We start from the raw sequence: 12,875 nt of genomic DNA on the forward strand, positions 1-12,875 counted from the left end.
CGCCGCGCTGCGAGCATCACCTATCGTGGCGATGATCGAGGTGCACCATGGTGGAGCGTGGACGGTGGCGCGGGGTGACGGGCAAGACGATGCGGGCTGCGGCGCTCATCGGCGCCGCGACGCTGGGCTGTGACGAGCAGGCGGCGGCGCCGGAGCCGGAGCTCTTCGGCGTCCCGTGGGGCGACGACGGTGACGGTGACACGGAGCCGATCGGCCTGGCGATCGACCTCAAGAACGGGACCTCGGCGCCGCTGCGGCTGCACGCGGGGGCCCGGTTCTTCCTCGAGCAGATCGACATCAGCACGGTGGTGACGAGCGCGGTCGACGAGGGCGTGAAGGGCCTCGCGCACAGCGGCGACTTCCGCCACGCGCCGTGGCTCGGGACCCACTTCGTCGAGCAGGAGACCGCGCAGCTGCCCGACGCCGCGGGCAAGTACACGCGCAGCCGCTTCTACCAGGGCGCGCTGTGGATGACGCTGCCGAGCTTCGTCCTGCTCGCGCAGCTCGACGAGGACGGCGACCTGCTCGCGCCGCCGATCACGATGTCGATCGGCAGCGACGGCCAGCGCCGCGCGAGCGACCACTTCTTCGTCCGCCGCCTGCGCGCGATCCAGCGGACGCTCGGCTGCCCCGCGCCGAACGACTGCACCGGCGCGACCCAGTTCGAGGAGGAGGCGGTGGTCGAGCTGCGCAACGCGCTCAAGCAGACGCCGTCGTTCGAGCTGCACCCGGCGACCGCGGCGCTCGAGCTGCGCTGGACCGCGAACCCGCTGCAGCGCTGGGTGATCCCGGTCGAGCAGGAGACCGACCCCGAGTACGCGTACGGCTTCCAGATCGACGTCGACGTGGTGACGCCGCCGGGGCCGGACGGCTTCTTCCTGCCCGGCCAGGAGCTGACGTTCCGCGTGACGCTGCGCGACGGCGACGGCAACCGCCTCCACCCCGAGGGCTCGCTGCCGAGCTACAACGACGTGATCTTCGGCGCCGACGAGGCCGGCTTCCAGTACTACCAGGGCTTTTTCGATCCGACCTGGGTGTTCTGGCGCCGCAAGCACCGCGAGCGCACCTTCATCGCCCACTTCATGGGCCCGGCGCAGAACGTCGGGCCGATCCACAGCATCGTCCCGCTCGAGCAGATCTTGACCGAGGACGTGCAGCAGGTGGCGACGATCGAGCAGGACGGGCTGTTCGACGTGTGGAAGGTGTTCCCGACCACCGACGGCGTGTTCGGCGGGGCCTTCGACCCGCAGCACCTCGGCTGGGCCGAGCCGGGCAGCGACACCTTCTCGGTGCAGCTCCCCGCCGACGCCCCGCCCGGGACCTATCGCCTGACGACCAAGGCGCGCCGCGTCTACCACGGCGAGGACATCGCGTTCACCCGCACGATCGAGGTCCAGGTCGGCACCGCCGCGCCGACGTCGAAGACGCTCGAGACCGGCAACTGTCAGTCGTGCCACAGCGAGGGCGGCTCGCTCGCCGCGGTGCTGCACCGCAACCCCAACCGCGGCACCTGCTACGGCTGCCACGCGCCGCTCGGGGTCGAGTACGACGCGCCGATCCACTCGCGCGTCCACTTCATCCACTCGCGCTCGAACCGCTTCGACGCCCCGGTGGAGCAGTGCGACACCTGCCACCTCACCGCCGCCAGCATCCAGCGGACCAGCAAGTCGGCGTGCCTGTCGTGCCACACGAGCTACCCGCAGAGCCACGTCGCCGCGTTCGGGCCGGTGAGCAGCATCTACGTCGGCGGCCAGGCCGAGTCGTTCACCCAGTGCACGGCCTCCTGCCACACGACCCACCCGAGCAGCGGGCTGTAATTTTATGACCTGATGAACATGCCGAAAGGGTCATGTCCATCAGGTCATGTCTCTCGAGACCGCCGTGCCTCGCGCGCGGCTCCCGACACCCACCTGGACGCGCCGCCCTGGACGCGGGCGGCGCCGGGCCACCCGTTCAGGCCGCCGCCGAGCTCCCGCACCCCCGCGCGGCGCCCCGAACGGTGGTAGCCTCGGGCGGTGAACCCGAGAACACCTCTCTTCCTCTGGGCGCTCGCGCTCGCGGGCTGCGCCGGCGGCGACCCGAACACGGCCACCGCGGGCCCGGACGGGCGGGCGGCCGACTGGGCGCTCGTCGACGTCAACCCCGACTCGGCGACGTACGAGCAGACCCGCGGCCCCAGCGACTACGCCGGCTCGGTGTCCGGCTGGTACTTCGCCCACGCGACGTGAGGCTACTGCCGTAGCCAGTTCGGCTACCTGAACGACCTGCAGCTCGAGCTCGACGGCGAGTTCCCCGACCTGGGGATCGCGCTGCTCGCCGTCAACGGCGTCGGCTACGAGTCCGGCGTGCCCCAGATGGTGGCAGGCCGGAGCATCCCGCTCCTCCAGGACGTCGGCGAGGTCGACGCCTGGGCCAGGTGGGAGGTGGTCTATCGCGACGTCGTCATCCTCGACCGCGACGGGGCCCCCGTCGGCGTGTTCAACCTGACCGAGCACGACCTGGCGCAGATGGGCGAGTACGAGGCGCTCAAGGGCATGCTGCTCGACGCCGCCAGGATGTGAGCGGCGCGATCGACCGCCATCGCCGTCGCCCCGCGACGCGGCGCAGCGAATGATCGCACCCGGCGTCCTCGGCGGCGCCGCCGAGCCACGCTGTCACGAATCGCCTTCGCGAGCCGCGAAGTCACCGCTCGTCATTCGTGAAAAAAATCGTCAGCTCGACGGCGCTGCGCCGCCGTAGATCGCCGCCAGCCAGATCGCGAGCAGCACGTCGACCACCCGCGCCTCGTCGATCGTCGGCGCGTGGCCGGCGAAGCCGGCGTGGAGGACCCGCTCGTTCATCCAGTTCAGCGCCACCGCCAGGTCGCGCGCCGGCACCCCGCTGCGGGCGGCGCCCCGTGCTCGCTCGCCCTCGATCGCGGCCGCGGTCTCCTCGACCAGCCCCGTCATCACTTGCGACCACAGCGCGCGGACCTCCGGGCTCGTCACGCGCGCGTCCGCGGCGGCCACGCTGACGGCCCGGTGGGCGCGGAAGATCCGGTAGTACGTCTCGATCGCCGCTCGCCACGCCCGGGCCGGATCGCCCGCCGCGTCGGCCAGCGCCGCGTCGCGCTCGGCCCTCGCCTGCTCGACCATCCGGTCGAGCAGCGACAGCAGCACGGCGTCCTTCGACGGGAAGTAGAAATAGAACGTCGGCCGCGAGATGCCCGCGCCGCGGGCGATGTCGTCGATCGAGATCTCCGGCAGCGCGCGCCGCTCGAGCAATTCTTCGAAGCTCGCCAGGATCGCCTGCTCGCGCTCGTCGCCGCTGGTCCGGCGGGCCCGGCGGGCCCGCGACGGGCGGTCCTTGCCCTCGCTCATCGCCGGCCCCGCACGGCCGCCGTCAGCCGCCGGCCGAGCGCCACCGCGGCGCGCTGATACGCGACGGGGAACGCCCGGACCAGCAGGTCGACCGCGCGCGCGTCGTTGCCGACGAGCACGCGCGCCTGGTCGCGCGCCACGCCGGCGAGGATCGTCTCGGCCGCGAGGTCGGGGCTGAGCTTCAGCAACTTCTCATTGTACACCCGCTCGCGGGCCTCGTCCTCGCCGCTCACCGCGAGCCCGGCCGCCCGGGCCCGCGCGAGCGCGGCGCTGGCGATGTTGGTCTTCACGCCGCCAGGATGCACGACCGTGACGCGCACCGGCAACCCCGCCGCCAGCATCTCGATCCGCAGCGACTCGGTGAAGCCGCGGACCGCGAACTTCGCCGTGCAGTAGTGGCTCATCTGGCCCTGCGCCATGAACCCGTTGAGGCTCGAGATGTTGACGACATGCCCGTCGCCCGACGCGATCAGGTGCGGCAGGAACTCCTTCGTCCCGTGGATGACGCCCCACAGGTTGACCGCGAACACCCGCTCGTAGTCCGCGTAGCTCGAGTCGAGCACCGACCGCGAGAACGCGATCCCGGCGTTGTTGTAGATCTGGTGGACCACCCCGAAGCGAGCCGCGATCGCGCTCGCGTACGCCTTCACCGCCTCCGCGTCGCCGAGGTCGAGCCGCGCCGCCTCGACCTCGGCTCCGAGCGTGCGGGCCACCCGGGCCGTCTCCGCCAGCCCGACCTCGTCGACGTCCGACAGCGCCAGCCGCGCTCCGCGGCGGGCCAGGCCCAGCGAGAGCGCCCGCCCGATCCCCGACCCGGCCCCGGTGACCGCCGCGACTTTCCCGTGAAACGTGCTCATCGCCGCAATCTGGACCGAATTGCCCCGCTAGTCAACACCATGTTGACAAGCTCGACACAGTGTTGAAAAATCTCGGCGACATGACGCTCGAACACCACGACGTGCTGATCATCGGCGCCGGCCTGTCCGGCATCGGCGCCGCCTACCACTTGCAGCACGGGTGTCCCGGCAAGACCTTCGCGTTGCTCGAGGCGCGGGCCGACCTCGGCGGCACCTGGGACCTGTTCCGATACCCCGGAGTGCGCTCCGACTCGGACATGCACACTCTCGGCTACCGCTTTCGACCGTGGACCGAGGCGCGGGCGATCGCCGACGGTCCCTCGATCCTCAAGTACCTGCGGGACACCGCCGCCGAGTACGGCATCGACCGCAAGATCCGCTTCCACCATCGCGTCGTCGCTGCCCGCTACTCCTCGGCCGACGCGCGCTGGACCGTCGACGTCGTCCGCGGCGACACCGGCGAGGCGCTGCAGCTCACCTGCGACTTCCTGCTCGGCTGCACCGGCTACTACCGCTACGACGAGGGCTACACCCCGCGCTTCGCCGGCACCGAGCGGTTCAAGGGCCGCATCGTCCACCCGCAGCACTGGCCGGCCGACCTCGACTACGCCGGCAAGCGCGTCGTCGTCATCGGCAGCGGCGCGACCGCCGTCACGCTCGTCCCGGCGATGGCCGAGACCGCCGGGCACGTGACCATGCTGCAGCGCTCGCCGACGTGGATCTCCAGCCTCCCGACCGACGATCCCGTCGCCGGCTCGCTGCGCCGCTGGCTGCCCGAAGCCGCCGCCGCGGCCGCGGTGCGCTGGAAGAACATCCTGTTCCAGCTCGGCATCTACCAGACCTCGCGCCGCCGCCCCGCGGTGATGAAGCGCTTGCTGCGGCGCGCGCTCGAGCGCCAGCTCCCGCCCGGTTACGACATCGACCGCCACTTCACCCCGCGCTACGACCCGTGGGATCAGCGGCTGTGCCTCGCGCCCGACGGCGATTTTTTCAAGGCGATCCGCCGCGGCCGGGCCTCGGTGGTCACCGACGAGATCGAGACCTTCACCGAGGACGGCCTGCGCCTCAAGTCCGGGGACGAGCTCGCGGCCGACCTCATCGTCACCGCCACCGGCCTCAACCTGCTGCTGTTCGGCGGGATCCGGGTGTTCGTCGACGGCGAGGAGGTCCAGGTGTCCACCCGCAAGACCTACAAGGGCTTGATGCTCGAGGGCGTGCCCAACTTCGCCTTCGCGCTCGGCTACACCAACGCCTCGTGGACCCTCAAGGCCGACCTGACCGGCGAATACGTGTGCCGCCTGCTCAGGCACATGGACGCCAGGGGCCACCGCCAGTGCGTCCCGATCAACGACGACGCGAGCATGAGCGAGCGACCGCTGCTCGACTTCGGCGCCGGCTACGTGCTCCGCTCGCTGGCGATGCTGCCGAAGCAGGGCTCGCGCGCGCCGTGGCGCCTGCGGATGAACTACCCGGCCGACCTCGTCGCCCTGCGCCTCGGGCCCGTGACCGACAAGGTGATGCGCTTCTCGAGCCCCGCTCGCGCCACCGCCGTCGCGTGAGCGTCGGGCACTCGTGAGTGGCGCAGGGACGACGCCGTCCGCGGCGGGAACCCGGAGCTCGACGATGCCCCGAGCGGGCTCGGGGACGCCACTGCCCGATCGGACGCGGTGAGGGGGCTTCCCGGAGTCGCCGCTCGCGGCGCATCATGTCCGTGGCCGCCGCATGAAAGCCACGATCCACCGCACCTGGACCTCCCTGCTCCCCGAGGGCGACGCCCACCCTTACCGCACCGGCGCCTGGCGGCCGCAGCTGAACGAGTGGGACGCCGACGACCTCGACGTCGTCGCCGGCGCGATCCCGGACGACCTCGCCGGCCTCTACGTGCGCAACACCGAGAACCCGCTCGTCCCCGCCTTCGAGCGCTACCACCCGTTCGACGGCGACGGCATGCTGCACGCGATCCGCTTCGCCGGCGGCCGCGCCCGCTACCGCAACCGCATGGTCCCGACCCGCGCGCTCGCCCAGGAGCTCGCCGCCGGCGGCCCGCAGTACGCCGGCATCGCCGAGGACCCGCGCCTGTCGCGGCACCCCGGCTGGGGTGCGCGCGGCGGCATGAAGGACGCCTCGAGCACCGACGTGATCGTCCACCGCGGCCGCGTTCTCTCGACCCACTACCAGTGCGGCGACGCCTACGCCTTCGACGCCGAGACGATGGAGCACCTCGGCATCGAGCCCTGGGTCCCGCAGGACACCGGCATCTCGGCGCACCCGAAGGTGTGCGCGCGGACCGGCGAGCTGCACTACTTCCGCTACGGCAAGGCCGCGCCGTACCTCCATTACGGCGTCGTCGACGCCCGCGGCGAGCGCGTGCACGACGTCGCGATCCCCCTGCCCGGCCCGCGCCTGCCGCACGACATGGCCCTGTCGGCGCGCTTCGTCGTCTTCAATGACTTCCCGATCTTCTGGGACCCCGCGCTGTTGCCCCGCGGGATCCACCGCCCGCGCTGGGACCCCGCCATGCCGTCGCGCTTCGCCGTGCTGCCGCGCCGCGGCCGGACCGACGAGGTGCGGTGGTTCGAGGCCGCCGCGACCTACGCCCTCCACTTCGCCAACGCCTACGAGGACGGCGACGAGCTCGTGCTCGACGGCTACGCCCAGCGCGACCCGATGCCGCGCCCGCAGCCCGAGCTGCACGGCGAGTACGCCTGGCTCATGCGCCAGGTCGACCTCGCCAGCCTGCGGCCGTCGCTGCGCCGCTGGCGGATGAACCTCGTCACCGGCGCCTGCCGCGAAGAGGACCTCTCGTCGACCCTGACCGAGTTCCCGACGATCGACCCGCGCGTCGCCGGCGTGCGTCACCGCCACGTGTGGTCGATGACCGGCAAGCCCGGGTGGTTCTTGTTCAATGGCATCCTCCACACCGACCTCGACACCGGCCGCGAGCGCCACTTCGGCTTCGAAGACGGCGTCTACGCCAGCGAGGTCGCCGTCGCCCCGCGCCCGGGTGCGACCGGCGGAGACGACGCCTGGCTCGTCACCTTCGTCGGCGACGCCGTCCGCGACGTCTCCGAGTGCCAGATCTTCGCCGCCCACGACGTCGCCGCCGGCCCGGTCGCCCGCGTCCGCCTGCCCGAACGAATCGCCAGCGGCACGCACGCGACCTGGAGCTCGGCCTCGCAGCCCTGAACGACCGAGACTCGCAGGCCTCCGCGCGTTTGGTCGCCGCCCGGACCGATCGTTCTCCTGGTATGTCCCGAAGGACATTTGAACGAGTGCGACGCGCCGCGCTCCGCTGCCGCCCCCCGCGATGTCCGCCTGTCTCCATGGACATGTCCAAAAGACCTGTACGCAGCGGTCGACGGCCGGATCCACGACGCGCGCCGCTGCCGAGCTGCCGCGCGAGAGATGTCGAGAGGCGGCATTGTCGGCCGCGTTCGACGGGCCGGGGTCACGGCGCCCGCGGCCGCGGCCGATTCAACCGTCCTGTGCCATCGCCCGGCGCAGCCGCGGCGGCCACGGGGCGACGCGGGCCGCTGCCATCACGACCCGCGCCAGGCGACCGCGCGGCGGGAGCGGCTGCACCAGCGTCCGCGGCCGGCCCTCGTCGGCCCACACCGCCTCGGCCGCGCGCCAGCCCGACGCCGCGGCGCTCTCCATCGACGACGGCAGGCCGGTGCGCGTCCAGTCGCCCGCCAGCAGCAGCCCCGCGACGGCGCTGCGCACGGAAGGCCGGCGGGCCTCGAAGCCGGGCCGCGGGGCCTGCACGGCCAGCGGGATCCGGTGCACCGCGGCGTGGCGCAGGATCGCCGCCCTCGCCGCCGGCAGGTTCTCCTCCAGCTCGCGCCGGGTCCGCTCGACGATCGCCGCGTCGCTCCAGCGAGCCACCCGATCGGCGTCGATGATGTTGCTGCCGACCAGCGACGGCCGGCCGGCCCAGCCGGGATAGATATTCGCATAATCGTAAAAGTCGCAGTTCAGATCGTCGGGCGCGTACGCACGGGCCCAGAATTGCCGGCTGGTGATCCGCCGATCGAACCACAAGTACACGCTGATGTACGGCACCGGCGAGAACCACCGCAGCGAATCGAGCCCCGCCCGCGCCTGCCACGATTCGGGCAGCAGGGCCGCGAGGTCGCCCGGCGGCAGCGTGCTGACGACGTGGCGCGCGCGGACGATCCGGCCGTCGGCCAGCCGCACCCCGCTCGCCCGCGTGTCGGTGCCGAGGAGCTGCGTCGCCGTCGTGCCCGTCCACACCGGGTGGCCCGCCGCTTCGACGGCGGCCCGGGCCGCCGGCGCGAACAAATCGCCGAGCCCGACGCCGGGGAAGCCGACCCGCACCGCGTCGCGGGTGATCGCGTGATGGAACGCGCGGAGCAGCGAGCCGGCCGAGCAGCGCCCCAGCGGCGTGTTCAGGATCGACATCGCCGCGAATTGCCAGTAGCGGCGCTGCATCGCCGGCGTCACCCCGAGGGTGGTCAGCGCCGCGCCTCCGTCGAGGCCGTCGAGCTCGAGCACGCCTCGCTCGTCGAGCCCGAGCGCCACCCCGGCCGCCGCCGCGTTGGAGGCCAGGTCGAGCAGCCCGAGCGCCGGATCGGCGCGCAGGCTCGCCAGCAGCTGCACCGGCGGCGGCAGCGACGAGCGGCGCAGCTCGATGGCCCGGGCCCCGTCGAACATCGTGTAGAGCAGCGACTCCGGCTCCCACACCACGCGGTCCCCCGTGTCCAGCCGTTTCAGCAGGCTGAGGAAGTTGGAATAACAATCGGTGACGATGTGCGGCCCGACGTGCACTGGGTCGCCGGTGGTCGGGTCCGCCCAGCTGCGCGCCCGCCCGCCGAGGAGCTCGTCGCGCTCGACGACGGCGAGGCGCAGGCCGGCGTCGAGCAGGCCGACCGCGCAGGTCAAGCCGGCGATGCCGCCGCCGAGGATCACGACATCGAACTCGAGCGCGGCCGGCACCTGCGGCAAGCGTCGCACCGCGCGACGCGCCCGTCAAACGGCCGCGCCCGGCCGCGTCTGCTAGCTTCCCGGCATGCCGGCGTTTCACCTCCGGAGCGACTGGACGTTCCTCGCGCCTCCCGAACGGCTGTGGCCGCTGATCGCCGATTCACCGCAGTACCCTCGCTGGTGGCCGGGCTTCGAGCGGGCTGAGCAGGTCGACGACGACGGCGGCGTCGTCCGCTGTCGCGTCCGCGGCGACTTCGGCCTCACCCTCGAGTTCGTCCAGCACGTCGTGGTGCGCGAGCCGCCGCGGCGGCTCGAGTTCCGCGCCGACGGCGACCTCGTCGGTCGCGGCACCTGGGCGCTCGCCGTTCACGGCGGCGGCACGCGCGTCGTCATGCTGTGGGAGGTCGACCTGGGCCGCGCCTGGCTGCGCACGCTGAGCCGGCTGCCGCCCGTGAAGCGGTGGATGGCCCGCAGCCACCACCGCGTGATGGAGCAGGGCCGCCGCAGCCTGGCCGCCCTGCTCGGCGAATGAGCCCGGCCCTGTCCCGGCCACCGCCTGCCGCGCTCTTGCCCCGACCTTCGAGTTCCTTGCACCGGCAAGAATCGCCGCCGGCTACTCGCGCTCCTTGTGCACGATGGTCGCGTCCGGAGACGGCGTCATCACCACTTCGTGCCCGTTCGGGAACCTCACCCGGTAGGCCGGCGACTCCTCGGGGCCGAGGACTTCGACGATCTCGCCGACCAGCGGTGCGTTCAGAGCATTCACGCGGATGAAGTCTCCCACCTGTGCCCTCATGATAAGTCCCTTCGTGGATTTTTCCGCTCCGCATGTCAAGCGAGCTCGACAGCTCCGCGCGACCTTCGGAGCGACGAGATAAATCGTTTCGGGGGGATGGACGACGGTCCGAGGTGTCTACAATCATCAGCGCCCGGTCCACCGGCAGTCGCTATCGAATCACCAGATCTTCGGGAGAGCGCGGGGCGATCTCGTAGATATCCTCGTATTGAAACGCGAGGCCCGTGACCTCGAGCGTCTGGCCGGCCGCGAGCGCCATCAGCACCGGGACGTCGAAGTCGGCGGAGACGTGGACGAAGATCTGGGTCTCTCCCGAGCCGTCGTCGACCCACAGTTTGTAGCCGTAGGGGGCGTCGTCGACGAAGGTCTTCGTCACCGGCGCAGTGACTCGCACCAGGCGGCCCTCGACGTCCTCGTCGACGTCGCCGGTGGCGATCGGGGCCGCAGTCACCGCCATGGTTTTTCCCAAAGACATCACGCCGGACGGCTCGGCCGTCACGACCCGCATGTTCGCCATCTGTCCGAGCACGCCGGTGACCTCCACCTCCTCGCCGAGCGAGAGGGACGCCGCTTCGTCCATCTTGATGTAGATGCCCGCGCCGTCGTCGGCGATGGCGAAGCCGTGCTCGGAGGTCGCCGAGGTGAACGTGTCGGGCGCCACCGAGACGCGGCCCTTCACCGTCACCTCCGTACCATCTTCCTGCGCCCGCGCGGCGGCGATCGACAGGTCCGTCGCCTCCGGCTCGCGGCACGCGGTGGCCAGGAAGAGAGCGGCGAGCACGGGGCGGAGCGAGCGGCGAGCGAGCGACATGACGACTCGAGGATAACCCCTTCGCTGCAGAGCACGCGAGCCGAGCTCGCCCCCCCGAGCTCGCTCGGTCGAAGGGCGCGACCGAGCTCATCAAAAAGGAGCGGCCGACCTCTTCCTGCGCGCTCGCCTCACGCGCGCGGTGCGGCCTACCGGCGTTTCGGGCGGAGCTCGCCGAGCAGGCGTCGGCCGACCGCGAGGAGGTGATGGCGCAGCGTGTCGTCGTCGACGCTCGCGTACTCGGGGGCGCCGCCGGCGATCGCCAGCCCGGTGAACACGACGTGCACGGTGATCGCGTCACCGAGGCCGGGATTGTCGCCCGCGAGGACCGTTCTCATCCGCGTCCGGAGATCCTCGCCGCGCGGCGCCGCGAATGACCGGTTCACGACCCGCCGGATCCCCGGGTCGCTGTTGTAAAGCCCGAGCAGCAAGCGCTGGCGGACGATGAGCGCGACGAAACCGCTCAGCGCGTGATCGATCTGCGCCGCCCGGCTCGGCTTCGTCCGCGCCGCCTCGATGATCTGCTCGAGCTCGTGCAGCGTGGGCGCCGCGACCGCCTCGGCGATCTCGTCCTTGGTCTTGAAGTAGTAGTAGACCGCCGCCTTCGTCACGCCGAGCTCGTCGGCGATCATCTGCAGCGACGTGCCCTCCACGCCGTGTTCGCAGAACAACTTCAGCGCGGTGTCGAGCAGGCGCGATCGAGTGGCGTTGGCGGCGGTGCTGGCGGTCATCTGCCCTCCTCGCGGGCGGCGAGACAGTACCGCGCTCCTCGCCGTCCCGCGATCGGCTCGTGGGCTTCAAACCACACACTAGCCGATCGGCTTGCACCACACTAGCCGATCGGCTAGTTTGACGCGCCGCGAGAGGGTCACCTTCCGCATACGTATCGACTCGAGGTGAAAACCATGTCCGCCGAGCTCATTTCGCCGCTCCCCATCGCCCGAACCTGCCCGTACGCCCCGCCTGCCGAGCACCGCCGGCTCCGCGAGGAGGCCCCGATCGCCAGGGTCAAGCTGCCCAATGGTCGGACTGCGTGGGCCGTCACCAAGCACGAGCACATCCGGACGGTCCTGTCCGACCCGCGGTTCAGCTCGAATCGGCGTGATCCCGGCTTTCCCTCGCTGTCGCGCGAGCCGCCGCCGGCGAGCGACCTCAAGCCGCTGCTGCTCGAATTGGACCCGCCCGAGCACGGGCAGGTCCGGCGCGGCGTGCTCGGCGAGTTCACGGTCCAGCGGACGCAGGCGCTCGGACCGCGCATTCAGCAGATCGTCGACGAGCACATCGACGCGATGCTGGCCGGTCCGCGCCCCGTCGATCTCGTGCAGGCGTTCTCGCTGCCGGTGCCGTCGCTGGTGATCTGCGAGCTGCTCGGCGTGCCCTACGCCGATCACGAATTCTTCCAGAAGCGCTCGGCGACGCTGGTCAATCAGCAGAACACGGCCGAGGAGATCGGGCGCGCGGTCGGCGAGCTCATGATGTATCTGGGCAAGCTGGTGGCCGCCAAGGCGCAGGATCCCACCGACGACCTGCTGGGCCGCCAGATCCGCAAGCAGCGCGAGAGCGGCGCGGTCGACTACGAGGACCTGGTCTCCATGGCGTTCCTCCTCCTGATCGCCGGGCACGAGACCACCGCCAACATGATCTCGCTGAGCACCCTGGTGCTCTTGCAGCAGCCCGAGAAGCTGGCCGCCCTCCAGGCCGATCCCACAAAGACCCTCGGCGCGGTCGAGGAGTTGCTGCGCTACTTCACGATCGCCGAGCACGCGCTCGGTCGCGTCGCCCGGGAGGACGTCGAGCTCGGCGGCGTGCTCATCCGCGCGGGCGAGGGCGTGCTCCTGCTGGCCAACACGGGCAACCGCGATCCGGAGGTGTTCGGCAACGCCGACGAGCTCGACCTCGAACGCGGCGCGCGCAACCACCTCGCGTTCGGCTTCGGCCCGCACCAGTGCCTGGGTCAGAACCTCGCCCGCCTGGAGCTGCAGATCGTCATCGACACCCTGTTCCGGCGGATCCCCGGGCTGCGCCCCGCCGTGCCGGTGGAGACGCTCTCGTTCAAGGACGACGCCACCGTCTACGGGATCCGCGAGTTCCCGGTCACCTGGTGAGCGCGG

General features: G+C 71.6%; 12 protein-coding genes and 1 pseudogene. 7 read left to right on the forward strand and 6 right to left on the reverse strand.

Features of this window, described 5'->3' with window-relative positions; translation table 11 throughout:
• Positions 1–47 precede the first annotated feature (47 nt).
• From NAEX_RS08400 to NAEX_RS08410, 3 genes and pseudogenes are all read left to right on the forward strand, one after another.
• On the forward strand, positions 48–1,817 hold the full coding sequence (locus NAEX_RS08400; protein WP_143140890.1) for a cytochrome c3 family protein: 1,770 nt from the start codon (positions 48–50) through the stop codon (positions 1,815–1,817).
• A 198-nt stretch (positions 1,818–2,015) separates the two neighbouring features.
• A complete protein-coding gene (locus NAEX_RS08405) occupies positions 2,016–2,228 on the forward strand; it encodes a hypothetical protein (protein WP_096326997.1) in 213 nt (70 codons plus the stop codon).
• A gap of 12 nt (positions 2,229–2,240) precedes the next feature.
• A pseudogene (locus NAEX_RS08410) lies at positions 2,241–2,561 on the forward strand (TUGYCR motif thioredoxin fold (seleno)protein); the annotation flags it as partial.
• 150 nt (positions 2,562–2,711) lie between these two features.
• Here the strand turns inward: NAEX_RS08410 and NAEX_RS08415 are convergent.
• Together NAEX_RS08415 and NAEX_RS08420 are read right to left on the reverse strand one after the other, a co-directional pair.
• Positions 2,712–3,359 (reverse strand): TetR/AcrR family transcriptional regulator, encoded by a 648-nt coding sequence (locus NAEX_RS08415; RefSeq protein WP_096326999.1) that lies wholly within the window; start codon positions 3,357–3,359, stop codon positions 2,712–2,714.
• Entirely contained in the window at positions 3,356–4,216 is an 861-nt protein-coding gene (locus NAEX_RS08420) for an SDR family NAD(P)-dependent oxidoreductase (RefSeq protein ID WP_096327000.1), read from the reverse strand. Before NAEX_RS08420 ends, NAEX_RS08415 begins: the two co-directional genes overlap by 4 nt.
• An 80-nt stretch (positions 4,217–4,296) precedes the next feature.
• Between NAEX_RS08420 and NAEX_RS08425 the strand changes: the two genes are divergently transcribed.
• Together NAEX_RS08425 and NAEX_RS08430 are read left to right on the forward strand one after the other, a co-directional pair.
• Positions 4,297–5,775, forward strand: a complete 1,479-nt coding sequence (locus tag NAEX_RS08425; RefSeq protein ID WP_096327001.1) for a flavin-containing monooxygenase — start codon at positions 4,297–4,299, stop codon at positions 5,773–5,775.
• Positions 5,776–5,938: 163 nt separating this feature from the next.
• Positions 5,939–7,402, forward strand: coding sequence for a carotenoid oxygenase family protein (locus NAEX_RS08430; RefSeq protein WP_096327002.1), 1,464 nt, complete (start codon positions 5,939–5,941; stop codon positions 7,400–7,402).
• Positions 7,403–7,690: 288 nt separating this feature from the next.
• Here NAEX_RS08430 and NAEX_RS08435 read toward each other — a convergent pair whose 3' ends face one another.
• On the reverse strand, positions 7,691–9,190 hold the full coding sequence (locus tag NAEX_RS08435; RefSeq protein ID WP_096327003.1) for a hydroxysqualene dehydroxylase: 1,500 nt from the start codon (positions 9,188–9,190) through the stop codon (positions 7,691–7,693).
• Positions 9,191–9,245: 55 nt separating this feature from the next.
• Here NAEX_RS08435 and NAEX_RS08440 point away from each other — a divergent pair, with 55 nt between their 5' ends.
• The gene (locus NAEX_RS08440) at positions 9,246–9,692 is read left to right on the forward strand and encodes an SRPBCC family protein (RefSeq protein WP_096327004.1); all 447 of its coding nucleotides are present in this window, start codon (positions 9,246–9,248) and stop codon (positions 9,690–9,692) included.
• A gap of 81 nt (positions 9,693–9,773) precedes the next feature.
• Here the strand turns inward: NAEX_RS08440 and NAEX_RS08445 are convergent, their stop codons facing one another.
• The 3 genes from NAEX_RS08445 to NAEX_RS08455 all read right to left on the reverse strand — a co-directional run bounded on the left by NAEX_RS08445 (position 9,774) and on the right by NAEX_RS08455 (position 11,495).
• Positions 9,774–9,944 carry a DUF1918 domain-containing protein gene (locus NAEX_RS08445; RefSeq protein ID WP_211302375.1) on the reverse strand — a complete coding sequence of 57 codons (171 nt, stop codon included), beginning with the start codon at positions 9,942–9,944 and terminating at the stop codon, positions 9,774–9,776.
• 163 nt (positions 9,945–10,107) lie between these two features.
• Positions 10,108–10,767 (reverse strand): DNA-binding protein, encoded by a 660-nt coding sequence (locus NAEX_RS08450; protein WP_096327006.1) that lies wholly within the window; start codon positions 10,765–10,767, stop codon positions 10,108–10,110.
• Positions 10,768–10,913: 146 nt separating this feature from the next.
• Positions 10,914–11,495, reverse strand: a complete 582-nt coding sequence (locus NAEX_RS08455; protein ID WP_096327007.1) for a TetR/AcrR family transcriptional regulator — start codon at positions 11,493–11,495, stop codon at positions 10,914–10,916.
• A gap of 174 nt (positions 11,496–11,669) precedes the next feature.
• Between NAEX_RS08455 and NAEX_RS08460 the strand changes: the two genes are divergently transcribed.
• On the forward strand, positions 11,670–12,869 hold the full coding sequence (locus tag NAEX_RS08460; RefSeq protein WP_096327008.1) for a cytochrome P450: 1,200 nt from the start codon (positions 11,670–11,672) through the stop codon (positions 12,867–12,869).
• Positions 12,870–12,875 lie beyond the last annotated feature (6 nt).

It is taken from the genome of Nannocystis exedens, from assembly GCF_002343915.1.
GTDB classification, from domain to species: domain Bacteria; phylum Myxococcota_A; class Polyangia; order Nannocystales; family Nannocystaceae; genus Nannocystis; species Nannocystis exedens.